This is a genomic window from Hoyosella subflava DQS3-9A1 (genome assembly GCF_000214175.1).
GTDB lineage: Bacteria > Actinomycetota > Actinomycetes > Mycobacteriales > Mycobacteriaceae > Hoyosella > Hoyosella subflava.
The window spans coordinates 588,979-612,624 of record NC_015564.1; the positions used below are offsets into that span (position 1 = coordinate 588,979).

Genomic DNA, 23,646 nt, shown 5'->3' on the forward strand with positions numbered 1-23,646 from the left:
ACCCATACGAGGCGCTGCTCGGCTGAGCAGCGCCTCGTATGGTTCTATCAGGGTGTGGAGATTCCGTTCAGCGGTTCACCCCGTCCCACGCTCGGAGTCGAGTGGGAGCTTGCGATCGTCAACCGAGACGACCGCGATCTTGTGAATGCCGCTGAAGCGGTGCTCGAGGACCTGGCTGAACGGCACGGTATCGACAGCACTCAGGCGTCGTCACCGGTGCACAAAGAGTTTCTCCGCAACACAGTCGAATTGGTCACCGGTATCTGCAACACCGTTGACGAAGCGATGGCAGACATTTCGCGGTCCTTGAAGGCAGTGATCGCCGCGGGCGACCGGCTCGGTGTGGACTTCTTCTGCGCGGGCAGTCACCCGTTCGCGCACTGGACCGACGACATGCTGACGGACAAGCCGAACTACGTCGAGATCATCAATAGGAACCAGTATTGGGGCCGGCAACTGCTCATCTGGGGTGTTCATGTGCATGTGGGGGTCTCACACGCAGACAAGGTATTCCCGATCCTCAACGCGCTGCTGATGAAGTACCCGCACTTGCTCGCCCTTTCGGGTTCCTCACCCATCTGGGACTCGAAGGACACCGGTTACGCGAGCACCCGCGCCTTGCTCTTTCAGCAGCTTCCCACAGCGGGGCTGCCGTTCCAGTTCGAGACGTGGCGTGAGTTCGAGCGCTTCGCTGGCGACCAGATGAAAACAGGGATCATCGAGTCGCTCGGTGGACTTCACTGGGATATCAGGCCAGCACCATCGTTGGGGACCATCGAGGTGCGAGTCTGCGACGGGATCCCGACGCTCCGTGAACTCGCAGCACTCACCTCGCTTATCCACTGTCTTGTCGTCGACCTTGACCGTCGACTGGAGGCGGGAGAGGATCTGCCCTCGATGCCACCGTGGCTCGTACAGGAAAACAAGTGGCGGGCTGCGCGATATGGCCTGGAAGCTGAGGTCATTCTGGATCGCGAATGCAGGGAGCAACTCGTCACTGACGATCTCACAGTGATGCTGGAGCGACTCGAGCCAATCGCCCGGCATCTGGAGTGCGCGGACGAGTTGGCCGATGTGGCAGATATCCCGCGGATCGGTGCTTCATATCAACGGCAGCGCCGGATCGCCAGCCAGGGTGGGAGCTGGGCCTCGATCGTGGACTCTCTCGTCAGCGAGTTACGCGGCGGGGTGGCGATCAGTCGTCGCGATTCGGTTCCATCTGATCAATTGTGATGAGATCTTTGCGATAGAGCTGCTCGCGATACGCGAGCCGTCCGACGCGGTGTGCGACTACCGGCACCGTGAGGCCGGCGAAGAGTATCGCAAGGAAAAGCATCCCGACGTCAACCGAACCCCACAGCCTGATTCCGGCTGCGCTCAGGACGAGGATGACGCTGAGGATTTGAGGCTTCGTCGCGGCGTGCATACGCGTCAGAGTGTCCGGAAAACGCACAACACCGATGGCGGCGATCAGGGCAAGGCCACAGCCCGCGAGGAGCAGTGTCGCGACGATGATGTCGATGATCATGGGCCGCTCGTTCCCGTCTCGGTATCAGACACGCGGTACCGGGTGATCGAAATCGAACCGATGAACCCGAGCAGAGCGAGCGCGACCACAGCAGACACGACTGTGGTGTCGCGGGAATATGCCGCCCAGGCAGCAAGTCCACACAAGCAGAGTGCGACTAGCATGTCCACGGCCACCAGCCGGTCAAGTGAGTTCGGTCCCGCGACCAGACGGTACGTTGTGATCATGCTCGCCGCTACGAGCATGGCCCCGCAGACCAGGAACACGATGTTCATAGTTCCTCCCGCCCCATTGACGCATTCGAGGTGATGTCCCGCCACTCGTCACGGCGCTCGAAGGCTCGCACGAACCAGCGGACCAGCCGATCAGTGTCTTTGTGGAACTTGGCAATCGCGCGTTTGTCGGAAATATCGATGACGTGTACAAAGACCACTCGCTGCACCTTGTCGACCTGTAGGACGAGACTGCCAGGGATAAGACTCAGTGCATCGACGATGAGCGTGAGAACAAGGTCGGATCGCACATCCACCCGCCGCTTCAAAATGGCGCTGTTCGGTGGCGGGCCGGGCCGAATCGTGATCCAGGTGACCTGCAACGTCGCGCGCACCAGCATGAACGCGACAACGGCGTTGAGGATGAGGAAGGAAATAGGGTGCAAGCGCCCGCCAATCGGAATCCGCGGCAGCGGCAGCAGGTACACGACAGCCAGGCCGATGAGAATCCCCGAGAGAACATTGCCGAGCGACACTGTTCCCCACAGCAACACCCAGATGCCAGCTAGCCAGAGAACGCCGGATATTCGCAGCAGCGCAGTGCGTATCAACGGTCACCTCCGAGGGCGTCAGTCCCGCTTATCGGTGTGTCAAGGCCTTGGAGTACCTCGGGGTCGACGTCAAGAACGGTGCTGATGTAATCCGTGCGTTCACGCAGGTTCTCGGCGGCACGATTGGAGTATGCGAAGAACGGTCCGGCGAGCAGCGTGAGCGTCAGCCCGAGAACGGCTAGTCCTGCAGTCGGCGCGACCATGAGCGCGGGCATGCGTCCCACATCAGCGCGCTCGCCGTAAGGGACGTCGAACGCATCGTCAACGAGGGCGGTAGGCCGGGAAGCGACGAGGTGGCCTTCCGGTGCGTCCGCGCGGTCCCGCCAGAACGCTTTCGTCCAGATGCGTGCAACCACGTAAAGAGTCAGCAGGCTGGTGACGATACCGCCGGCGACAAGTATCCAGGCCAACAAGCTCGCATCGTCAGCACCTGCCTGGACGAGTGCCACCTTCCCAATGAAACCACTGAACGGTGGGATACCGCCCAGGTTCAGTGCGGGCACGAAGAAGATCAGCGCGAGCAGTGGGCTCGCTTTGGCGAGGCCACCCAGTCGGCGCAGCGACGCGGAACCAGCCTGCCGTTCTATCAGTCCGACCACCAGGAACAGGGTGGTCTGGACGATGATGTGGTGCGCTGCGTAGAAGATCGCGCCTGCTAGCCCCAGACTCGAGGACAATGCGATTCCGAACAGCATGTACCCGATGTGGCTGACGAGAGTAAACGACAGAAGGCGTTTGATATCGGACTGCGCGATTGCTCCGAGGATGCCGATAAGCATGGTAAGAAGCGCCGCCACGAGCAGTACATCATCGAGCAGCCCGCCGGGGAACACGAGAGTGTGGGTGCGGATGATCGCGTAAATACCCACTTTGGTCAGCAAACCCGCGAACACCGCGGTCACCGGGGCTGGCGCGGTGGGGTAGGAGTCCGGGAGCCAGCCGTACAGCGGAAAGACGGCTGCTTTGACACCGAAAGCGACGAGCAGGACCGCGAAGATTGCGGTGCTGGTGCCTTCCGGCACGTCCTGCATCCGTACAGCCATGTGCGCGAGGTTCAGGGTGCCTGTGGCCGCGTACGCGAACGCGATCCCGATGAGGAAAATGATCGAGGACACCATCGAAACAAGCACGTAGGTGATACCTGCGCGGACACGTTCCTTGCTGACACCGATCGTAAGCAGCACGAAGCTCGCGGCGAGCAAGATTTCAAACCCTACGTAGAGGTTGAACAAGTCGCCCGCGAGGAATGCGTTGCAAATACCTGCGGTCAGCGCCAGATACGTCGGAGCGAAAATCGATACGGGCTGTTGATGGTGGCCGTCGCGAATACCTTGCCCGACGGAATAGATGAGGACCGCAAGCAGCACCGCTGAAGAGATCAGCAGCATCAGCGCCGAAAGCCGGTCCGCGACGAGCGATATGCCTACCGGCGCGCCCCACTCGCCGACCTGAACGACATGGGTGCCGTACTGGTCTGTGAGGTACATCAGCATCGCTGCCACCACGAAAACTGAACTCAGCACGGCGAGCGTGATGTATCGCTGCACCCGATAGTGGCGGCTGAAGAACAGGGCGGCGGCCGCGCCAAGAAGCGGCAGCAGTACGGGCAGCGGGATGAGGGCCGGAGCGATCGATTCGTTCAGCATCAGCTGTCACCGCGCTGTGTCTTGCCGTTGGCGCGGCGCTCCGATTCGTCGAAATCAGAGTCGGAACCGTCCACGGGAGGGCCGTAGGGGCCTTCGGGCGATGGTGGTGTTTCGGGTTCCGGTTCGTAGTCGGGCGCTTCAATGCGGGTCCGGTGCGCGACGCGGACGTCTTCGGTGTCGTCGTCGACATCGTCCACGGTCTGGAGGGTGAACGACCGGTAGATCAGCGCGATCACAAACGCGGCAAGTCCCATTCCGATGACGATGGCTGTCAGAATAAGGGCCTGCACCAGGGGATCCGCCATCTCGCCATGTTCGGCCGACTCTCTGCCAATGATGGGCGGTGCACCAGACAGGCCGCCCATGTTGATGATCAGCAGGTTGACGGCGTTGGTCAGAAGAAGCAGCCCGAGCAGCATCTTCAGGATAGTGCGTTCGAGAACCAGGTAGACGCCGCAGCCAAACAGGATGCCGACGATGAGGAGCATTCCAAAGCTAGTGGTCAAGCTCATTGCCGTGCCACCTCGATCCGGGAATCGAGCCGCGCGCCGAGGCTGCGCAGCACATCCACCACCAGTCCGATGACGAGGAAGTAGACGCCAATGTCGAAGAACAGCGCTGTCACCAGTTTGACCTCACCGAACAGTGGTACATCGAAGTACATCGTCGCCGATGAGAGCGCGGGCGCGCCGAAAAGTATCGACGCCATAGCGGTGCCCGCCGCGAGCGCGAGACCGAACCCAAGGATCTTTCCAGCATCGACGCGAACCGACTCGCCGAGTTCGTATCGTCCACCGGCAAGGTAGCGAAGTACCAGTGCGAGTCCAGCTACGAGGCCTCCCGCAAACCCGCCACCTGGTGCATTGTGGCCGGCGAACAGGAAGTACAGCGAAAGCACCATCATCGCAGGGAATAGCAGCCGGGTGGTGACCTCCAGAATGAATGATCGGTTGCGCGGGTTGCGGAGTTCGCTGCCGCGCAACCAGACGATCTCGGTGTATTCGAGGTGCCTGCGCGTTGGCATGGCGGCCATTTCTGGGGAAGCCATTTCTGGAGTGCTGTCATCTGGAGTGTCGTCATCTGGCCGCTGGTCGGGTGCAACGACTTCCTGCCTTCTCTCGACGGCAGCCGTGACTGAGGCCTCGAGAGGCTGCTGAGACGGAACGGGCGCATCGGCGACGCGGGGGGCGCTGCCGTAGCGGCGGTGCCGGAAGATCAGACTGGCCACGCCGGTAGCCGCGACAAGGAGCACGCTGATCTCACCGAGCGTGTCCCACGCGCGGATGTCCACAAGCACCACATTGACAACGTTCGCGCCGCTTCCCTCCGAATACGCCAAATCTGGCAGGAATGCCGAAACGGGCTGCGCCGAGCGTGCGCTCACGGCGAAGAGACCCACTATCACGACCATGACACCCGATCCGAAGCCGAGTGCGGCGCGGATCGCGCGATGCCCCATGGGGCGGTAGGGGTGGGGTTCCGCGGGCAATTTGCGCAGCAGCAAGATGAAGATCACCAGCGTCAGCGTCTCCACCACCACTTGCGTGAGCGCGAGGTCTGGGGCGCCATGCAACGCAAAGATCACCGCTGTCCCGTAGCCGGTGACGCCAATGAGCAGCACAGCTGCGAGGCGGTTGCGCAGAACAGTCACACCAATCGCAGCCGCGACCATGATGCCTCCGACCGCGAGCTGCAGGACTGACCCTGGCGGTCCGCTGGGCAGAGATGGCCACTCCGGCCACAATAGGAGGGCCAGCGAGGGCAGCGCGATCAGCGTCGCAAGGATGATGGCCTGTGTGAACTGCAATGACCCGCGCTGGGTCACACTCGTCACCCGCTGTGACAGCAGGTCAGCGATGCGGAGCGTGGCGTCGTACACGCGGTCCGCATTACCCAGCGGTGGTGTGCTGAACCGCAGCTTGGAGACGGTGCGGTGCGCGAGGAAGACGACGATACCGGCGATGATGGCGAACGCACTGAGCGCCAAAGCCAGCTTCGACCCCCCTAGATGCGGGTGCTCACCCTCAAGGCCAACGGGGAACAGATCGACATACGGGAGCATCCAGTCCACCAGCGGAACTGTCAGGAACCCGGCCGCGAGTCCACTTACGGAGAGGATCGCGGGGGACGTCAGGAAAAGCCCGCCGGGTGGTGTCATCTCTGATACCGCTTGGCTCGGTTCAGGCTTGCCCTTCCCCGCGAATGCGCCAGACACGAACCGCAACGTGTAAGCGACCGTGAAAACAGATCCGAGCACGATCGCGATCAATGTGGCGATTTGCCAGCCCTGGAATGGTCCATCCGACTCGGAGAGCGCTGTGAACGCGGTCTCCTTACCGTAGAACCCGAGAAACGGCGGGAGACCCGCCATGCTCGCGGCAGCAGCGATGCTGATCGCGGCGAGTACCGGAGCCCGTCGTCCCAGCCCCCAGAGCTTGCGCACGTCGCGGGTGCCGGTAGCCCGGTCGATGATGCCGACGACAAGAAACAGTGTGCCCTTGAACAGCGCATGCGCGATGACGAGCCCGATTCCGGCAAGCGCCGCATGGCGGGTGCCAATACCGACGAGGACCATCAGGAAGCCGAGCTGACTGACGGTCCCGAAGGCAAGGATGAGTTTGAGGTCGAACTCCCGCAGCGCACGCCAGCCTGCGAGGACCATCGAGAGCGCCCCGAGGGTGATGATGACCAGCCGCCACGGCGACGCGTCGGCGAAGGCGGGCGACAACCGCGCCACAAGGAAGACGCCGGCCTTGACCATCGCGGCGGCGTGGAGATAGGCGCTCACCGGCGTGGGCGCAGCCATCGCAGCAGGCAGCCAGAAGTGCAGGGGCACGATCGCGGACTTTGAGAGCGCTCCGACGAGAATCAAGACCAGGGCGACGTCAGCGAGCATGCCCTGCGGTGGCGAAGCAAGCAGGTCTGACATCAGGTAACTGCCCGTCATCTGACCGAAGATGATAATCCCGACGAGCATCGCCAGACCGCCGAAGGTCGTGACAAGCAGTGCCTTTGTTGCGGCGCGGCGACTGACCTGTTTCTCAGCCTTGTAGCCGATGAGCAGAAACGACAGGACGGTCGTCGCTTCCCAGAAAATGAACAGCACCAGCATGTTGTCGGAGGTGACGATGCCGAACATCGCCCCCGCGAAGGCGACAAGGTACGCGGCGAAGGAGCCTAAGCGGATCGCGTTCGGCGGAAAGTAGCGTGCGCAGTAGACAAGAACGAGCGCACCGACCCCGAGGATGATGCACGACATGATGGCTGTGAGGCCATCGAACCAGAGCTCGATGTCCATTCCGAGTTCCGGCGCCCAGGGGATGCTGATCCGGTGCGGGTCGCTGAAGTGCGCGAGCGTCCAGAGGAAACCGCCGAACGGGACGACCGCCAGTACGAGGAACGCGTTTCTCCCGAGGATCCGGACGAGCAAGGGCGCAATGAGGGCGGCGAGCGCATGTGCCACGAGGACCGCGATCAAAGGCCACTCCGTCCGGGTCGTGGGCACGAGCGCCCTGGGCGGGATGCGTTCTTATCTTAGGGCCTAGTGATCAACGAGAAGTTAACCATCGGCGACGAGCCAGACGGTACGCACTGTAACCCACAGCGAGAACACCCACACCGCACAGCCCGATGAGACTCACTGCAAGGATGGAGCCTGAGCCTTCGGGTATCACGGCCCACCAGGAGTGCGGCACCTCGACCGCGCTCGCAGAGAGGGGCGTGGCGGGGACCGCTCCGCTGGAGGGGCTGGCACCGAACAAAGCGCCGTAGGTTTGCGCGGTGAGGGGAACGCCGAGTGTCAGGACGGTGGCAGCGGGCCCCGCACCTGGCAGACACACACCGATCGCGAAGCCGCCGCCCACCGCAAGCAGGGCGAGTTGGAGCAGTACAGCGAACGCGGTTCCGCCGGCGATGAGCCCGATTACGGGGACCGCCGCGAGAAACAGGAGTCCGTTGACGGCGTGATAGCCGCGGTGGCGTTGGGTGACACCAGCAGCGACCGCGGCGGTGAACAGGGCGGCGGGTATCAACAGCATCCATTGGGCACCTATGCGAGGGGCCTCAGACACGACCGGCAGGGCAGCTGCAGCGAACGCGGACGTGACGAGGATAAGCGCGCCAGACCACGGGCTGTCCTGCAGTCCAAGCCACATCGCGGCGATCCATGTCGCAACGAACAGTAGACCGATCACCGCTGCCGCGGCGGTGAAGCGTCCAAGCGGCGGCCAGAAAAGAGCGGTACGTGCGAGCACGTCGACGCCAAGCACCTGCAGTGATGTGAGCGCTGCAGCGATGAACACGAGCCCCGGCACGGAGCGCGGCATTCGCGCGCGGGAGAGACTCGCTGGCGGCGGCGCATCCACGATCATGGCGACAGTAGCGACCGCTATCGCTCCGGTGAGTATCACCCATGTGAAGAAGGTGGCACCACCAGTCGATCCAAGGAGATAGGCGCCAGGGATGATGCCCGAGCCGGGGCGGGCAATCACCTCAACGAGCAGCATCGAGACCCCGAGTCCGCTCACAGCGGCGACGGCGGGTATCGCTGACGCGTGCGTCCACGCGCGAGAGAATGCCGCGCCCAGCGCCACACCCGCGCCGATCACTAAGACGCACCGGAGAAGCAGGTATGAGCTCACCGTAACTGCACCGAAGTAGCCAGAGCTGCCGAAGAAGGCCAGCAGCACCATTGGCACGAGCAGTCCGAAAAGTGAGATCAGCCAGGTGCGATGGCTGCGTCCAGCCAGTGCCGCTGCGATCACGGCGGCCATGATGCCAGCGCCTGCTGTCAGGGGCTCTCCATACGCCAGTGCCGTGATTCCTTCGCTGTACGCGGGAGTCGTCACCGTCACTGGAATTGCGCCCGCGAGAAGCAGTACCGCGGCAGCGGGGATCAGGAAAGTCGCGAGCGCTGCGATGGGGAGCAGAGTGTGGTCCGAGCGGAAGTCAGTGGCGGTCATCAGCGCCTAACGTACCTGCTGCCATCTCACTCAGCGGACCGGCGATCTGCGAACGCTTTGATGCTCGCGACCTGATCAGGATCAAGCGAGGGCCGCACTGCCTTGCTCGCGGTGGCGACGTCGTCCGCGGTGACGTCGGTCGCATCCATTGACCGTCGCATTGCCGCGAGCGCGGCTTCGCGCAAAAGTGCAGCACAATCGGCCGCCGAGTAGCCGTCAAGTTTCTCGGCCAGCTCATCGAGGTCTACATCGTCGGCAAGTGGAATGGAACCACCGGCCGCGCGCAGTATCGCCGCCCGGGCATCGCTGTCCGGCGGCGGGACGAAGACGAGCCGCTCGAGCCGGCCTGGCCGAAGCACCGCCGGATCGATGAGTTCGGGCCGGTTGGTCGCTCCCAGTACGACGACGTCGCGCAACGGCTCCGCTCCATCGAGTTCGGTCAGCAGCGCGGCCACTACCTTGTCCCCGACGCCCGAATCGGTGCTTTGACCCCGCCGCGGGACCAATGCGTCGATCTCGTCGAGGAAGATGAGTGAGGGTGCGGTATTGCGGGCTCGCTGGAAGAGATCACGCACCGCTTTCTCGGACGCTCCGACCCACTTGTCCATGAGCTCGGAGCCCTTGACCGAGTGCACACTGAGCTGACCGGAGCTGGCGAGCGCGCGGACGACAAACGTCTTGCCGCACCCTGGCGGTCCGTAAAGAAGGACACCGCGCGGTGGGTCCACACCGAGTCGCTTAAACGTGTCTGGGTGCCGTAGTGGCCACAGCACGGTTTCGGTCAGGGCTTGTTTGGTTTCGACCATGTCCCCGACGTCGTCAAGTGTCAGGCTTCCGATCGACAGTTCTTCAGTGCCAGAGCGGGACAGCGGACGGATCACCTCGAGCGCACCGAGAAGATCGCGCTGTTCGATCACCCCTTCGGTGCCATCTTTACTGGCGCGGGAGGCCGCTCGAAGTGCAGCTTCCCGGCGCAAAGCCATCAAGTCTGCCGCGACGAAACCGGGCGTGCGCAGCGACACGGCCTCCAGGTCGAGTTCAGCAGTGGGCACGTCGCGCAGCAGGTGATCGAGGAGCGCTCTTCGCGTCGAACTGCCGGGCAGGGCAACGGTGATTTCCCGGTCGCAGAGGTCTTGGCCCCGAATCCTCCTGTCAACACCATCGGGATGCGCGGTTGTCGCGATCAGGACGACGCCTTCGTCGCTAATGGCGCGGCGGAGCCGACTGAGAATCAGGCTCGACACAGGTTCCGGGTCTGAGGGCAGCAGCGCGTCAATTTCCGTGATCAGGAGCACGCCACCGCCCCGCGCTGACTCAATAGCCTGCGACACGGTTTCCGCACGGCTGCCGGCTTCGAGCGCGCCGGTGCCGGGCCCATCGAGTTCGACCAACGCGCGCTTCGCACATACTGCTCTGGCGAAAGTCGCTTTGCCGACTCCCGCGGGGCCGGTGACGAGAACTCCGAGCCGCGGTGACGCTCCAAGCGAAGCCAGCAGTTCGGGCTCGTCGAGCGCGAGACTCAGCCAGTCTGTGAGCATGGTGACCTGTTCGGTCATGCCAACTAAGTCACCAACGGAGATTCCCTCATCGCTTTTGGGCGGCTCCGGCTGCAACTTTGTGCGCGTTCCTGTGTCGCGCTGCTCAGGATGGTAGATCGTGATCGTGCCCGGTTCGGCAGTAGATGACTGCCGCGCGGCTGCGTTCGAGGATTCGAACGTGCTGGAAAACCTCGCACCTGGATGCTGGCCCGGAGTGGTCTTGTCCCAGGACAGGGCTGAGTTCGGCTGGACACTAACTGCGCCGCCGGGGTCTGTGCTGACGACAGTCAGAAGTTCCGAGGTCCACGTGATGCCGACCGAGAGGCGCAGGGCCTGTGTCGCCGTGGAAGTGCTGGTACCGGGTCCGAGGTCGCGGGGGAGCAGTGACACTGTGTCACCCACAGCCAGAACCTTGCCGAGGAGCGCCTGGCGCAGTGTGCCTGGTTCCAGCGAGGTGGTGGTCAAAGCGGAACCACTCAGCACGATTCGGCGTGCGCCCTGCACAGCTACCGGGCGGACGATTACCGTGGCGTCTTCGCGGATCCCGGCGTTGGACAGCGTCACGTCGTCGAGCAAGGCGACCCGCGGCGCGGTTCCTTCGGGCGAGCGCGCGACGACTGCGGCGGTACTGCGCGTACCGTAGAGCCCAATCGCGTCCCATTCGCGCAGGCCCAGCGCGGACAGGACCTCAGCATGGACGCGAACAACCCCCCGGCGGGAATCCATGTGCGACGTGTTGAGCCGCGCGACCAGGGTTACTTGTGCATCCTCGGCGTGGTTCACGATCACGAGCCTAGACGAGACCCCCGGTGTCTACGCTGATCGGATCTTCAAAGTACTTGATACATCCTCAAAGGAAACTAGGTGTGAGGATGTGCCGCTCTTTTGAGGATTTGCGAGAGACCTAGCGTGCCCGTCCCCGGCCCGCCACTCGGGAGGAGCGGCCCCGCGGTTTCGATCGGCGGAGACCGAGTCTGGCTAGCGAGCGGCGCTGAGCGTTGGAACGGCGCAGCGCCCGCCGTTCCGCGGGTGGGATGTGCCAGGTTTCGGGCCGTGCCGCTACCCAGCGTTTCGTATGAACCGCGTACGGGATGTGCGCGAGATACAGGAAGACCACCGCGATCAGAAGAATGTAAGGGTAGGTCACTAGTCCGGCCGCCACCAGCGCGACGGAAATCAGTAGCCCGACCGCCATGCGTGGCGGTACTGAAACCTGCTTCATCGCGAGTGTCGGGATGCGGCTGACAATCAGCGCCGACGCGATGACCATCCAGATCACGACGAGAGGGAATGAAGACCACCAACCCGCACCCCACTGCGCGTATGCGGCGAGCGGTGCAAGTGCGATCAGGCCACCTGCTGGAGCCGGGACCCCCACGAAGTAGTCCTTGTGATACGCGGGCGCTTCAGTGTCGTCGATAAGTGTGTTGAACCGCGCGAGCCGGAGAACGATTGACACCGCGAAGATCAGCGCCACCACCCAGCCGAAGTTGTTTCCGGTCAGCAAAGTTACGTAGAGCACGATGGCTGGCGCGACACCGAACGAAATTGCGTCGGCCAGAGAATCAAGTTCGGCGCCGATACGCGTGGTCGCGTCGAGGAGACGCGCGATGCGTCCGTCCACGCCGTCAAGTAGTGCCGCCGCACCAATGAGCGCAATCGCGAGTCCTACGCTGCCGTCGAGCGCCATCTTGATTGCCGACAAGCCAGCACACATCGCCAGCACTGTGATGGCACTCGGGACGAGCCGGACACCAGCCGACCGGATCGGCCGGCCCTGCTCGCCCGGCAGGTCGTGCTCATTCATCAGACGCCAAGTTCATCCTGGACCTCACTCACCCTGTGTGTCACGGGAGTTCAGCGATCACCGTTTCCGCACCGATGGTCCGCTGTCCTCGCTCAACGAGTACACGTGATCCAGCGGGAAGGAAGGTGTCGACACGCGAACCGAACCGGATCAGTCCATACGTTTCACCGAGGGTGAGGACGTCACCGGGCCGCGCGTCGCAGATGATCCGCCGGGCAACAAGACCCGCGATCTGCACAACGACGATCTGACGGTCGTCAGGAGTGCGGATGATCATGCTGTTTCGTTCGTTCGCGTCGCTCGCTTCGTCTAGGTCAGCCGACATGAATCTGCCCGGCTGATGGACCACGTTGACCACGTGCCCCGCAACAGGGCAGCGCTGGACATGGACGTCCAGCACCGAAAGGAAGATGCTGACTCGCGGAAGCGGAGCAGTACCCAGTCCCAGCTCGGCCGGTGGGGTGGCGCTGTCAACGAGTGTGACTTCACCATCAGCTGCCGCCACGACGACATCGGCCCTGTTCGGCGGGACCCGATGGGGGTTGCGGAAGAAGGCGGCGTTGGCCGCGGCCACAGTGAGGCCGCTCCGGCGGATCCAGCGCCTGTTCCGGCCGAGGGCGGCGACAGCGAGCGGTACGGCGATGAAGGGAAGTCCCGCCGGGTGGACGGGAGGAATGTGCGAGCGCACCAGGGACAGCGCGTGCCCCACGGCATTGCTGGGCTGCTGGCCGGGCGGCGTCGGTCTTCGGGCCACTTTCTGTCGGCACCTCTCCAATTGGGGTATCGGGGTTCAGACGTCGAGTTCTCGTGTAAAGAGTACGGCACGGCTGCAGTCCCATAGGTTGCGTCGAGTATGCCTTACTCAGTCGGATTCAAGGTCCCACACGGTCACAGCATCTCCAGCGTTCAGATCGGTGGACCCTTCGGGGACGTCCACGAGGCAGTTCGCTGACGCAAGCCAGCGCAGGTGGTGAGACGCCGGCGGTCCGATCGGCTTGACGGTACCGCGTCCCCGGTCCAGGACGCCTCGGCGGAACTGACGTTTTCCGGCCGGTGAGCGGACGGGTTCAGTGAGTTCCGCTTTGATGACCGGACGTGAGACGGAGGGCAGACCCATGGCCCTTCGCAGCGCGGGGCGGATGAATACCTCGAACGAAACGAGAGCGCTTACCGGGTTCCCGGGCAATGTGACGATAGGCGTGTTCTCGAAGACCCCGCAGCCCTGCGGCATGCCGGGCTGCATCGCTACTTTGAGGAATTCGACGCCATGCTGGGCGAGCGAATCCTTGACGACCTCGTACGCTCCAGCACTCACCCCGCCTGAAGTGATGATGAGGTCAGCCTCGGGCGCGCGGTTGCGAAGAGTGTGCAAGAACTCACCTGGATCGTCGCTGACGAAACGCAATTGCGCTGCCTCGCCACCGGCCTCGCGTACCGCGGTGGCGAGCATGATGCCGTTTGATTCGTAGATTTCGCCCCTGCGCAACGGCTGCCCGGGAGCGACGAGTTCGCTGCCCGTCGAGAGGACGATGGTCCTGATTGGTGGAATGACCGGCGCGGTGGCGTAACCGAGCGCGGACAGTAATGCCAGGTGAGGGGCGCCGAGGACCTGTCCGCGACGCAGCGCGACCGCCCCGGCGGAGATGTCTTCGCCAGCCCGGCGAACGTGCTGACCTAAGCGCGGCGCCTGGTGAATGGCGACTGATGTGGTGCCACCGTCGGTGAGTTCGACGGGTACTACCGCGTCGGCTCCGTTCGGCAGTGCCGCGCCGGTCATGATCCGGTGGGCTGTGCCCGCCTCGAGCGGCGGTCCGTCAGTACGCCCGGCGGGGATATCTTCAGCCACCGGGAGTACGACAGGTGTCTCGGTGTTCGCGGTCTCGGTGTCCGCGGCGCGCACGGCGTAGCCGTCCATCGCGGAGTTGTCGAAGCCGGGGAGAGCGCGCGTGGCTACTACGTCGCGCGCTAGCACCCTCCCTGCGGCGGCGGAAAGTTGAAGCTCAGTGTCAGGCCTGCTCTTGACGAGTGCGGCGATGGCGGCTTGATGATCGGTGACCGAGCGCATGCAGCCATTGTTCCCGGTAGTCGTATGCGAGGTGCACAGCAGGGCGCGAATGCGCTGATCTTCCGCACGCGCGCCGTTCAGGGCCGAAGGACCTGGTGATCAGGACTGCACCCCAAGGTCCGATCACCCACATTGGCCAGGGGTATAGCACCGAGCCCGCAAACAGTGAGGTCAGCAACCAAATTCCGAGGCAGAGGAGACCCACTCCGGCCCAAGTCGCCCATTCGGCGCGGAGCCAGATCGGCGCACGGCTGCGCGGTTGCGCGCCGGGGGTTGCGGCAGGCGCCGGCGCCGGCAGGTCTTGCAGCACGGCTTCGATGTCGGCAGTTGTGACGGCGCGGTAGACGTGATCGACGCGATGCTCGAATTCCTCGAACGTCAAACGCCCGTCGCTCGCATGTTTGCTTAGTGCTGCGACGGCACGTTCGCGGTCGTTGCTCGAAGCGCGCACGCCGTTGGCAATGTCCATGGGTTCCTCCCGCCCTCAACATTCCACTGTGGAAGGTCTAATGTAATAATCGACCTAGCACAATGGAATGTCAAGAGCGGAGGCAGCAACGTGGCGCGCCATATCAACTCGACAGCTGCGGCCCTGCTTGGCTTTCTTCATCAAGGCCCCTTGTCAGGGTGGGACCTCGCTGCCATCGCCAACGAGCGCATCGGCGATTTCTGGACGGTCACGCGCAGCCAGGTGTACCGGGAGCTTTCGTCGATGGCCGAAGCCGGCCTCGTTTCGCGCGGAGAGGCGGGGGCTAGGGAACGTGTGCCCTATTCGATAACGGACGAGGGAAAGGCGACCTTCCGGGAATGGATCACACGCGAGCCCGGCAGCGACACGATTCGTGTCCCGATGCTATTGACCCTGACCTTCGGTGAGCATCTGCAGCGCGCTGACATCGAGGCAATTCTCGAACGTCACCGCAAGCAGCACGAAGTACGTTTAGCGGGGTACATGAAGCAAGCGGACGCGGGTGTCGGCTCCCCCTACGGACGCGCGACGCTGGAGTTCGGAATTCTCTACGAGAAGGCAGTGCTTGAATGGTTCGAACGGGTGCCAGGCATCCTGGACGCCCGCTGACATCAGCTTCCCAAGAATCGGGACACGCTTTCACGGGCGCTCCGCTACCTTGTAGCCGGTCGCCTGTGCCATTTCATTGAGGCTTACCACGTGATGCAAGTGCTGAAGCCCTGGCTGGAGGCGCTCGGTGAAGTCGGCGACGCTCGCGGTCACTGTCGCGGTGGCGTGTGACTGTCCGCGGCCAGACATGTAGCTGATCGCCCCGAGGTGGCTGCGCGCAAGCACCAGCCAGCGGTCGGTTGTTCCGGGCAGTGGCTTCGCGGAGGGAAGTTTCGGGGCCCAGGGGAGCCGGGTGAGCATCGCTAGGGCAAAGGTGGCGAGTCGTGAGTCGAGCATGAAGTAGCTGCGCACCGGGGTCTTGAACTCACGGCTGAGGATGTGCTGGTCCGAGAAGTCCGCGCGATAGACGCGGCGCTTCCCGTATCCGGGCACCTCGACGGTGACCGGCGCGCTGAAGTTGCGCACAAGCGCGCCGTGGTCAGGGAATCTGGAACCCACCAGCCGGGCGGTCCACTCCGTCGCAGCGGCTCCGTGGTGCTCGCCGGCGCCAAGCGCGACGATGATGTCGATCGCCCCGGGGTATTTCCGATGCATTTGCGCAGCGAGCAGGCTGGTGAGGCCAGGAGCGATACCGACGCTGACGAGAACGGGCGCCTGGAATCGCCTCGCAGACAGGGCATCGACGTAACTACTGGTGGCTGTGATGTCGGCGAACGCGGCGCCAGGTTCGGTAACGGCGGACGCCAATTCCGGATCCTCCGAACCCGTCGCATTGATGACGAGATCGGCGCCCTTCGCTGCCGCAGCTGCGGAACTGGGATCGGTGATATCCAGGGCCATGTCCGCGCGGTTAGCGTCACGCCCCGCGGTGCGGACGGAATGACCGCGCTCGCGCAGCAGGCGGGTTACCGAAGTGCCCACCGCGCCATAGCCGCCGAATACTAGGACATTCTTCGCCGGAGAGCGTGCCGCCACCGTGACTCCTAAGATAAACAAGGTTGTACGAGTTTCGGCCCATAGTAACCTAAACAGCACTGTATGAGTTAGAGGTGAATAGCATCATGCGTGCAGATGCTCGGCGTAACCGCGAGGCGATCGTGTCCGCAGCTCTCGAACTGCTCGCTTCGGATCCCGAAGCGAGCATCGGCGCGATCGCTTCCCGCGCCGGAGTCGGTCGGGTCACTGTCTACGGACACTTCTGCACGCGGGCCGAACTGATCGACGCCGTCTTCGAGTCGGCACTCGCGGCCTCCGAACGCACGCTGAGTGAGCTTGGTTGTGCTGTTGACCCGCGTACAGCGCTGGCTGAACTGATTGCTGCTACCTGGCGCATCGTTGGGCGGACGCGCGGCCTGCTGCTTGCGGCCAGGGATCACCTCCCCGCCGAGCGTGTGCGCGAACTTCACCGACTGCCACTTGAACGTGTTCGTTCGCTGCTGCACCGTGGCCGCTCTGAAGGCGTCTTCCGCACGGACTTGTCCGAAGACTGGCTGATCGCCGTCTACTACAACGTTGTGCACGGGGCTGTCGAGGAAGTCGCGGCAGGGCGCCTTGAGGAGCGGGACGCGGCAGACGCAATTACCCGGGTAGTGGACAGCGCGTTCGCGCCTGCATGAATTTCTTGTGACGGGGGCGAAATGAGAGGGTCAGATCAGTAGTGTCGTGTCATGGCGATCAAGGGCGTGCTGTTCGATATTGACGGTGTGCTCGTGACCTCTTGGGAACCAATAGCGCGAGCCGCAGATGCGGTGCGCACGGTTGTCGAAGCTGGTTATGCCAGTGGTTTTCTCACGAGTACGACGTCGCTGACCCAAGCGGATATCGCGATGCGGCTGTGGCAGTGCGGGATACCAGTGGAGCCTGAAGAGATCGTCACCGCCGCAAAGCTCACCGCGGAGTTCGTAAAACGCCATCATGAAGGTGCACGCTGCTGGCTCCTCAATAGTGGGGAGGTGCAGGCAGACATGTCGGACATCGAATTCGCTGAGGAGTCTCCCGACTTGATCATTCTCGGTGGTGCAGGTCCGGTGTTCACGCACGAAGCTCTCAGTCGCGTTGCTGAACTGATGGTAGAAGGCGTGCCCGTCATCGCGATGCACCGCGCTCTCTCCTGGACAACGTCAGCGGGACTCAAGATCGACGTGGGCGCGTATTTGCCGGGGCTCGAAGCGGTCGGTCACCGCGATATCACCGTGATCGGAAAGCCGTCGGAGCGCGCCTTCTCGACAGCCGCAGCGATGATGGGCGTCGGGCCCAGAGAGGTAGTCATGGTGGGCGATGACGTCAACGCCGATGTGCTCGCGGGGCAAGCAGCGGGAATGACTGGCGTCCTGGTGCGGACCGGGAAGTTCCGGCCCGAGACCATGGAGGGGCTCGACGAGGAACCGGACCACATTATCGACTCGGTGGCCGATCTGCCCGAACTTCTCTCCTCGCTCACGGGCCGGTGAGGGTGCGCTCACTCATGAACGTGTGCTTGCGCCGGGTAAGGGGGTCGGTAAACGACATTGTGTGTGCCAGCAATCGCAATGGCTCTGTGTAGTCGGTCGGCGAGATCGGTGTGATCTGCGGGTACAGACTGTCGCCGTATATCGGAACCCCTAACGCGCTCATGTGGACGCGAAGCTGGTGCGTGCGGCCGGTAACCGGACGAAGCCGATAACGCGCCCATACGCGGTCGTGCTCATCGAGTTCCACCCGGCTAATCGCATTCACGGGCCCTGGCACTTCGCGCGCCTGCTGTGCGCCTTGCGGTTTGACGATTCGGCTGGAGCGCGTCAGTGGCAATTCCAGATCCGCGTTGTAGGAGGCGATAGCGAGGTATCCCTTGGTGACGTCGCGCCGTGCGAACAACTGCTGATACGCGCTGCGGACCTCTGCGTGAACGGTGAAGAGTAAGGAGCCCCGCTGTCAGCCGGTCCAGTCGATGGGCTGGAGTCAGCTCCGGCAGCCTGAGCAGTCGGCGGAGCCGCACGGTCGCAGTTTCCGTGACGTGCCGGCCTCGCGGCATGGTTGCGAGAAAGTGAGGCTTGTCGGCGACCACGATGTTGTTGTCCTGGTAGAGGACAGTGATATCAAACGGGACTGGATCCTCAACGGGAAGGTCCCGGTAGTAGAACAGGGTCATTCCGCGGCGCAGGAATGAGCCCTCATGTACGGGGGCCCCGCTCTGGTCCACGACGTCACCCTGCGCGAGCCGTTCCGCGAACCGCTCCCGATGCGCTGGGTATCTGGCGTTGATCGCCTCTCCCACAGTCTTCCATGGCGCGAAATCAGGAAAACGGATCCACGCGGCGTCGATCCCGTCGCGCGGCGGCAGGGGTGACTGCCGTGTGGGGGATCGATGGGGCATGGTGCCTCCTCTTTGTGTTCGCTCAGCGCGGAGACGACGAGTCGCCACACCATCTTGCACTCGCATTCTTCGAGTGCTAAACATGGATCTGGCACTCAAGACATGAGAGTGCTAGGTCGGGACGGTGAGGCCGGGGCTGACACCCCCAGCCGTCCGTCGCGGGCACCGCGCCTGGCCAACCGCGCAGCTGGAGCGATCTGTCAAACAATCGCTCTGTGTGTCAGCCTCATACCTGGAGGATCACTACGCAATGGCCAAGATCATCGCGTTCGACGAAGAGGCACGCCGTGGCCTCGAGCGGGGGCTCAACGCTCTCGCCGACGCAGTAAAGGTGACGCTGGGACCCAAGGGTCGCAACGTCGTTCTGGAAAAGAAGTGGGGCGCCCCTACCATCACCAACGATGGCGTCTCAATCGCTAAGGAAATCGAGCTCGACGATCCGTACGAGAAGATCGGCGCTGAGCTCGTCAAGGAAGTTGCCAAGAAGACTGATGACGTCGCCGGTGACGGCACGACGACAGCCACGGTTCTGGCACAGGCACTGGTCCGCGAGGGCCTGCGCAACGTCGCTGCTGGCGCTAACCCAATGGCGCTGAAGCGCGGCATCGAGAAGGCAGTCGAGACGATCGTTGCACGTCTCCTCGAGACTGCCAAGGAGATCGAGACCAAGGAGCAGATCGCTGCTACCGCCGGTATCTCCGCAGGTGACCCGCAGATCGGCCAGCTCATCGCAGAGGCGATGGACAAGGTCGGCAAGGAAGGCGTCATCACTGTCGAAGAGGCTCAGACCTTTGGGCTGCAGCTTGAGCTCACCGAGGGTATGCGCTTCGACAAGGGCTTCGTCTCGGGTTACTTCGTGACCGACCCTGAGCGTCAGGAAGCGGTCCTCGAGGACGCCTACGTCCTCCTGGTCTCGTCCAAGATCTCGACGGTCAAGGATCTCCTTCCGCTGCTCGAGAAGGTCATTCAGTCGGGCAAGCCGCTCGCGATCATCGCTGAGGACGTCGAGGGCGAAGCGCTGTCGACCCTCGTCGTGAACAAGATCCGCGGCACCTTCAAGTCGGTGGCCATCAAGGCACCTGGCTTCGGTGACCGCCGCAAGGCAATGCTGCAGGACATGGCCATCCTCACCGGCGGCCAGGTCATCAGCGAAGAGGTCGGACTCTCCCTCGAGACCGCTGGTCTCGAGATGCTCGGCCGCGCCCGCAAGGTTGTCATCACCAAGGATGAGACGACCATCGTCGAGGGCGCTGGCGATGCTGCTCAGATCGAGGGCCGCGTCAACCAGATCCGTGCCGAGATCGAGAAGTCGGACTCCGACTACGACCGCGAGAAGCTGCAGGAGCGCCTCGCGAAGCTCGCCGGTGGCGTCGCAGTCATCAAGGCTGGCGCAGCTACCGAGGTTGAGCTCAAGGAGCGCAAGCACCGCATTGAGGACGCAGTCCGCAACGCGAAGGCAGCTGTCGAGGAAGGCATCGTCGCCGGTGGTGGCGTCGCACTTCTGCAGGCATCGCCTGCTCTCGACGACCTGCAGCTCGAGGGCGACCAGGCAACTGGCGCGAACATCGTTCGCGTGGCGCTCGAAGCTCCGCTGAAGCAGATCGCCTTCAACGCGGGCCTGGAGCCTGGCGTTGTCGCGGAGAAGGTTCGCAACCTCCCCACCGGTCACGGTCTGAACGCTGACTCGGGCGAGTACGAGGACCTCCTCGCTGCCGGCATCAATGACCCGGTGAAGGTCACCCGCTCGGCGCTGCAGAACGCAGCATCGATCGCGGCGCTGTTCCTCACCACCGAGGCTGTTGTCGCTGACAAGCCAGAGAAGAACGCGGCTCCGGCTGGCGATCCGACTGGCGGCATGGGCGGCATGGACTTCTGATCCAGCCGGACTAGAAAGGCCCGGTGCATCTTTGGGATGCACCGGGCCTTTTGTGTTGTACGCCTACATTCAGCTGCCCTGCAGCGCTTGCAGGATTGGGCGCTCCGCGAATGGGTCCCCACCGAACATCGTTCCCGTGATCCGGTCTTCGAACCGCTGCTGGACCAGGGGGTATGCGTCCGTCGGGAGTGCGTAGAAGAACACTCGCGGCAGCATCCCACGTACCGTTCTTAGGTAATGGTCCACGAATTCGGTGACGGCGGCATCCTCGAAGGCTGCTGCCGATACGTAGATGAAGAGCGGGCGAGTAAGTGGCTGATACGTCCCGTCCTGGGCATTGGTGCGGCTCGGTGAGACGCCATCAACTGCCACGTTCGCGATGCGGTCGCGGTACTCCTCGTCCGCGGCCAGGTAGTTCCCGGCGCCCATGAATCCGAGACTGTTTTCATCTTCGGCGATCCAGCGCGCGAGTTCCGTCATGTCGTCCGTAGCACGGTAGTCACTTCTAATTGAGCCAGCTTCACCCACAGCGAAGTGCGTGAAATAGTCGAACGTTCCCGAACCGTCAGGGCGCCCGTACAGGCTGATCGGCTGTGCGGGCCAGTCAGGGCGAATATCCCTCCAGCTCGTGATTTCGGAATCTGGTGACCAAATGCGCTTCAACTCGTCCATCGTCAGGTCGTCAGCGAAGTCGTTCGCCTCGTTGCGCACTAAGCTGAGCGCATCGAGACCGATCGGAAGCTCGATGTACTCGACACCGTTCTCGGCGCACATCGCAACATAGTCCGTCCGCTGCCCAGGGCCGGGGATCGCTTCGGAAGCGTTGTTGATCGGAGTTTCGCCGCTGCAGAAACGGTCAAACCCGTCGGTTGTGCCTTCCGCGGTGACCTCGACGTCGAAGCGGCCGTCTCGCGCAATCGCTTCAGTAATCGGAGCGACCGTCGACGATCCGGACACCTCAATCGGTGCCGCTGCCTCTGAGCTGCTACATCCCGGTGTGACAAGTATTGTGAGCGCTGCCACGGAAGCCGCAGGAAGCGCCCGCCGAGCGAGAAGGTTACGCACGGTCGCTTCCTCCTTCGTGCGGTGCCGTGATCCCGGTCGAGCGTGCCTGGCTGGCGGACTCTCGGGAGAGCAACTGGCTCAGGACGTCTTCGAAGAATGCGCGCACCTCGCTCCATTGGACCCGTGCGTGCGCCATGTGCTCGTCGAGCTTGTCGATCTCTGCATGCTGAGCCGCGAACTCACGACGGCTGTGGAGTTCACGGCGCAGCCGGACGACGGTCGCTTCCGCCTCTTCGAGTAGTTGCTCGAGCTCACGGTCAAGATCTGCCCCGCTGCGCCCGCTGGTGAATTCCTGGTTGTCAGTCATTGTTTCTCCGGTCAGAAGAGGACGGTGAGGGCGATGAGGGCGAGTGGTATCGCGACAAATACGCCGAGCACCCAGGCGGCCGCGTAGAGCTTGTTCTCTGTGGCCATTCCAGCGAGCCAGCTTGCGCCCCGCAGCGGAAGGACGCGCAGGAATGGAAGTCCGAAGATCAGCACTGTCGCGAAAAGGTTGAACAGCAGGTGCACGTACGCGGCTTGTAGTGCGAGGGAGGCCTCGATCCCGGTGAACCCGAAAGCAGCAATGAGTGCGGTCACCGTTGTGCCGATGTTCGCGCCGATTGTGAAGGGATAGATCTGGCGTAGTGAGAACTGTCCAGAGCCGGCCAAGGGTACTGCCAGGCTGGTGGTCGTTGAGGAGGACTGCACCATCACCGTTACCACCGCCCCAGACGTGATGCCGGTGAGAGGACCGCGGCCGATGGCGGTATGCAGTACATCAGCGGCTTTGCCCACCATCAGGACCTTCAGCAGCTTTCCGATGAAGCTGATGACAAACAGGATCAGGGCGATGCCGATGAAGATCAGCGAAATGCCGTACCACGGGTCGGGGAGCGGGCCAGCAGCCCACTTCACGGCATCTGCGCCGGGTGTGGTTACCGCTTTGACGAACTCGCCGAGACCGCCGAAGACTGTCGCGAAAATACCACCGTCGGTCCCGGAGGTCTGGCCTGCCAGCCAGGCGGAAGACCGTGCAAGGATACCGAACATCAACTCGAGCGGCAGAAAGATCGCCACCGCAATCAGGTTGAAGAAGTCGTGGATGGTGGCCGCGGCGAAAGCGCGTTTGAAGCCTTCTTTGTCGCGCACCATGCCCAGGCTGACCAGTGTGTTCGTCAGTGTTGTACCGATATTGGCGCCCATCAGTACCGGAATCGCGATTTCCAGGGGCAGGCCGCCGGCGACCAGACCGACAGTTATCGAGGTGGTGGTCGAGGAGGATTGGGTGGCTGCGGTTGCCAGTACGCCGATCATCAGGGCGATAAAGGGATTGGACGCGAACTGGAACAGCTGGCCAGCCTGATCGCCCGTGGCTGCCTTGAAGCCTGCCCCGATCAGACTCACTGCGGTGATCAGTACGTAGACGCCAGCGACGACGCCGAGCCAGTTGGCGTACTTCTGCGCCTGGCCGCTGAGCGGCAGAAAATCCAGTGGACCGCGTAGGAGTGACGGCGGGCGGGGAGCCTCAATGTCAACGGTCGCAGACGCGCCCCCCGCTGGCAGGTTGGACATCTGTGCTCCAATCCGGATGTGCTTATGGTCGGACAACGCCACAAGCGGACCATCGGAAGCCGTGCGGAATCCCACGGGAAGGTAACGCAGAGGTGAACGGTTGACGTACAGCACGAGATTGCCCGTAGGTCGGCGTAGCCACCTGGCATCCAGGGTGTGCCTATCGGCTGGTGATGTACGCATTTCAGACAATCAGAACAGAGTGTCGAAATTTCTTCTTTTCTTTCTGCAATTCGCGGTTTGCTATGCCAACGCGGGGTACTCCCTATCAATCGCCGCACAAGACGGTGGGCCGGATTTCACCAGTACTCCAGGTGGGTAGCGGCATATACGCGCCAGACGGTGCGTCCCGT

21 protein-coding genes and 1 pseudogene are annotated in these 23,646 nt (G+C 63.1%); 5 read left to right on the forward strand and 17 right to left on the reverse strand.

Going from position 1 to position 23,646, the window contains the following annotated elements; genetic code table 11:
* The first annotated feature begins 54 nt into the window (after positions 1 to 54).
* A complete protein-coding gene (locus AS9A_RS02700) occupies positions 55 to 1,233 on the forward strand; it encodes a glutamate--cysteine ligase (protein WP_013805359.1) in 1,179 nt (392 codons plus the stop codon).
* Here the strand turns inward: AS9A_RS02700 and mnhG are convergent.
* The 12 genes from mnhG to AS9A_RS02760 all read right to left on the reverse strand — a co-directional run bounded on the left by mnhG (position 1,196) and on the right by AS9A_RS02760 (position 14,837).
* The gene (mnhG, locus tag AS9A_RS02705) at positions 1,196 to 1,528 is read right to left on the reverse strand and encodes a monovalent cation/H(+) antiporter subunit G (protein ID WP_013805360.1); all 333 of its coding nucleotides are present in this window, start codon (positions 1,526 to 1,528) and stop codon (positions 1,196 to 1,198) included. The two genes, AS9A_RS02700 and mnhG, sit on opposite strands and share 38 nt — an antisense overlap.
* Positions 1,525 to 1,803, reverse strand: a complete 279-nt coding sequence (locus tag AS9A_RS02710) for a monovalent cation/H+ antiporter complex subunit F (protein ID WP_041450809.1) — start codon at positions 1,801 to 1,803, stop codon at positions 1,525 to 1,527. Before AS9A_RS02710 ends, mnhG begins: the two co-directional genes overlap by 4 nt.
* Positions 1,800 to 2,351 (reverse strand): Na+/H+ antiporter subunit E, encoded by a 552-nt coding sequence (locus tag AS9A_RS02715; protein ID WP_013805362.1) that lies wholly within the window; start codon positions 2,349 to 2,351, stop codon positions 1,800 to 1,802. Before AS9A_RS02715 ends, AS9A_RS02710 begins: the two co-directional genes overlap by 4 nt.
* Complete coding sequence (locus AS9A_RS02720) at positions 2,348 to 3,997, reverse strand: Na+/H+ antiporter subunit D (RefSeq protein ID WP_013805363.1); 1,650 nt, start codon at positions 3,995 to 3,997, stop codon at positions 2,348 to 2,350. The genes AS9A_RS02715 and AS9A_RS02720 overlap by 4 nt, the downstream gene beginning before the upstream one ends.
* Positions 3,997 to 4,509 (reverse strand): Na(+)/H(+) antiporter subunit C, encoded by a 513-nt coding sequence (locus AS9A_RS02725; RefSeq protein ID WP_013805364.1) that lies wholly within the window; start codon positions 4,507 to 4,509, stop codon positions 3,997 to 3,999. Before AS9A_RS02725 ends, AS9A_RS02720 begins: the two co-directional genes overlap by 1 nt.
* Positions 4,506 to 7,475, reverse strand: coding sequence for a Na+/H+ antiporter subunit A (locus tag AS9A_RS02730; protein ID WP_013805365.1), 2,970 nt, complete (start codon positions 7,473 to 7,475; stop codon positions 4,506 to 4,508). The genes AS9A_RS02725 and AS9A_RS02730 overlap by 4 nt, the downstream gene beginning before the upstream one ends.
* A 70-nt stretch (positions 7,476 to 7,545) precedes the next feature.
* The gene (locus AS9A_RS02735; RefSeq protein WP_013805366.1) at positions 7,546 to 8,958 is read right to left on the reverse strand and encodes a hypothetical protein; all 1,413 of its coding nucleotides are present in this window, start codon (positions 8,956 to 8,958) and stop codon (positions 7,546 to 7,548) included.
* Between the two features lie 26 nt (positions 8,959 to 8,984).
* Positions 8,985 to 11,222, reverse strand: a complete 2,238-nt coding sequence (locus AS9A_RS02740; RefSeq protein WP_049793828.1) for an AAA family ATPase — start codon at positions 11,220 to 11,222, stop codon at positions 8,985 to 8,987.
* Between the two features lie 178 nt (positions 11,223 to 11,400).
* Positions 11,401 to 12,303 (reverse strand): CDP-alcohol phosphatidyltransferase family protein, encoded by a 903-nt coding sequence (locus AS9A_RS02745; RefSeq protein WP_013805368.1) that lies wholly within the window; start codon positions 12,301 to 12,303, stop codon positions 11,401 to 11,403.
* A 40-nt stretch (positions 12,304 to 12,343) separates the two neighbouring features.
* A complete protein-coding gene (locus AS9A_RS02750) occupies positions 12,344 to 13,057 on the reverse strand; it encodes a phosphatidylserine decarboxylase (protein WP_041450810.1) in 714 nt (237 codons plus the stop codon).
* 108 nt (positions 13,058 to 13,165) lie between these two features.
* Positions 13,166 to 14,368: a molybdopterin molybdotransferase MoeA gene (gene moeA / locus AS9A_RS02755; RefSeq protein WP_041450811.1), complete on the reverse strand. Its 1,203-nt coding sequence runs from the start codon at positions 14,366 to 14,368 to the stop codon at positions 13,166 to 13,168.
* Positions 14,310 to 14,837 carry a DUF1707 SHOCT-like domain-containing protein gene (locus AS9A_RS02760; RefSeq protein WP_013805371.1) on the reverse strand — a complete coding sequence of 176 codons (528 nt, stop codon included), beginning with the start codon at positions 14,835 to 14,837 and terminating at the stop codon, positions 14,310 to 14,312. Before AS9A_RS02760 ends, moeA begins: the two co-directional genes overlap by 59 nt.
* A gap of 90 nt (positions 14,838 to 14,927) precedes the next feature.
* Here AS9A_RS02760 and AS9A_RS02765 point away from each other — a divergent pair, with 90 nt between their 5' ends.
* Positions 14,928 to 15,446, forward strand: coding sequence for a PadR family transcriptional regulator (locus tag AS9A_RS02765; protein WP_013805372.1), 519 nt, complete (start codon positions 14,928 to 14,930; stop codon positions 15,444 to 15,446).
* Between the two features lie 30 nt (positions 15,447 to 15,476).
* On the opposite strand, the gene AS9A_RS02770 is transcribed toward AS9A_RS02765, so the two are convergent.
* Positions 15,477 to 16,421 (reverse strand): NAD-dependent epimerase/dehydratase family protein, encoded by a 945-nt coding sequence (locus AS9A_RS02770; RefSeq protein WP_013805373.1) that lies wholly within the window; start codon positions 16,419 to 16,421, stop codon positions 15,477 to 15,479.
* A gap of 86 nt (positions 16,422 to 16,507) precedes the next feature.
* On the opposite strand from AS9A_RS02770, the gene AS9A_RS02775 reads away from it, so the two are divergent.
* On the forward strand, positions 16,508 to 17,062 hold the full coding sequence (locus tag AS9A_RS02775; RefSeq protein WP_013805374.1) for a TetR/AcrR family transcriptional regulator: 555 nt from the start codon (positions 16,508 to 16,510) through the stop codon (positions 17,060 to 17,062).
* Between the two features lie 51 nt (positions 17,063 to 17,113).
* Positions 17,114 to 17,896 carry an HAD-IIA family hydrolase gene (locus AS9A_RS02780; RefSeq protein WP_013805375.1) on the forward strand — a complete coding sequence of 261 codons (783 nt, stop codon included), beginning with the start codon at positions 17,114 to 17,116 and terminating at the stop codon, positions 17,894 to 17,896.
* Here the strand turns inward: AS9A_RS02780 and AS9A_RS24920 are convergent.
* Positions 17,883 to 18,798, reverse strand: a pseudogene (locus tag AS9A_RS24920) (pseudouridine synthase). The gene AS9A_RS02780 and the pseudogene AS9A_RS24920 sit on opposite strands and share 14 nt — an antisense overlap.
* A gap of 250 nt (positions 18,799 to 19,048) precedes the next feature.
* On the opposite strand from AS9A_RS24920, the gene groL reads away from it, so the two are divergent.
* Positions 19,049 to 20,674, forward strand: coding sequence for a chaperonin GroEL (groL, locus tag AS9A_RS02790; protein ID WP_013805378.1), 1,626 nt, complete (start codon positions 19,049 to 19,051; stop codon positions 20,672 to 20,674).
* Positions 20,675 to 20,743: 69 nt separating this feature from the next.
* On the opposite strand, the gene AS9A_RS02795 is transcribed toward groL, so the two are convergent.
* Genes AS9A_RS02795 through AS9A_RS02805 form a run of 3 tightly spaced genes read right to left on the reverse strand, consistent with a single transcriptional unit; the run spans position 20,744 to position 23,476 of the window.
* Positions 20,744 to 21,739 (reverse strand): PstS family phosphate ABC transporter substrate-binding protein, encoded by a 996-nt coding sequence (locus tag AS9A_RS02795; RefSeq protein ID WP_013805379.1) that lies wholly within the window; start codon positions 21,737 to 21,739, stop codon positions 20,744 to 20,746.
* Complete coding sequence (locus AS9A_RS02800) at positions 21,732 to 22,046, reverse strand: hypothetical protein (RefSeq protein WP_013805380.1); 315 nt, start codon at positions 22,044 to 22,046, stop codon at positions 21,732 to 21,734. The genes AS9A_RS02795 and AS9A_RS02800 overlap by 8 nt, the downstream gene beginning before the upstream one ends.
* Before the next feature lie 11 nt (positions 22,047 to 22,057).
* The gene (locus tag AS9A_RS02805; protein ID WP_237707868.1) at positions 22,058 to 23,476 is read right to left on the reverse strand and encodes a Na/Pi symporter; all 1,419 of its coding nucleotides are present in this window, start codon (positions 23,474 to 23,476) and stop codon (positions 22,058 to 22,060) included.
* Positions 23,477 to 23,646: the final 170 nt, after the last annotated feature.

Coding starts and splice junctions, on each gene's coding strand:
- mnhG (WP_013805360.1), bottom strand. CDS start 1,528: ATGATCATCGACATCATCGTCGCGACACTGCTCCTCGCGGGCTGTGGC.
- AS9A_RS02710 (WP_041450809.1), bottom strand. CDS start 1,803: ATGAACATCGTGTTCCTGGTCTGCGGGGCCATGCTCGTAGCGGCGAGC.
- AS9A_RS02720 (WP_013805363.1), bottom strand. CDS start 3,997: ATGCTGAACGAATCGATCGCTCCGGCCCTCATCCCGCTGCCCGTACTG.
- AS9A_RS02725 (WP_013805364.1), bottom strand. CDS start 4,509: ATGAGCTTGACCACTAGCTTTGGAATGCTCCTCATCGTCGGCATCCTG.
- AS9A_RS02735 (WP_013805366.1), bottom strand. CDS start 8,958: ATGACCGCCACTGACTTCCGCTCGGACCACACTCTGCTCCCCATCGCA.
- AS9A_RS02740 (WP_049793828.1), bottom strand. CDS start 11,222: ATGGATTCCCGCCGGGGGGTTGTTCGCGTCCATGCTGAGGTCCTGTCC.
- AS9A_RS02745 (WP_013805368.1), bottom strand. CDS start 12,303: ATGAATGAGCACGACCTGCCGGGCGAGCAGGGCCGGCCGATCCGGTCG.
- moeA (WP_041450811.1), bottom strand. CDS start 14,368: ATGCGCTCGGTCACCGATCATCAAGCCGCCATCGCCGCACTCGTCAAG.
- AS9A_RS02760 (WP_013805371.1), bottom strand. CDS start 14,837: ATGGACATTGCCAACGGCGTGCGCGCTTCGAGCAACGACCGCGAACGT.
- AS9A_RS02775 (WP_013805374.1), top strand. CDS start 16,508: ATGCGTGCAGATGCTCGGCGTAACCGCGAGGCGATCGTGTCCGCAGCT.
- AS9A_RS02780 (WP_013805375.1), top strand. CDS start 17,114: ATGGCGATCAAGGGCGTGCTGTTCGATATTGACGGTGTGCTCGTGACC.
- groL (WP_013805378.1), top strand. CDS start 19,049: ATGGCCAAGATCATCGCGTTCGACGAAGAGGCACGCCGTGGCCTCGAG.
- AS9A_RS02800 (WP_013805380.1), bottom strand. CDS start 22,046: ATGACTGACAACCAGGAATTCACCAGCGGGCGCAGCGGGGCAGATCTT.
- AS9A_RS02805 (WP_237707868.1), bottom strand. CDS start 23,476: ATGCGTACATCACCAGCCGATAGGCACACCCTGGATGCCAGGTGGCTA.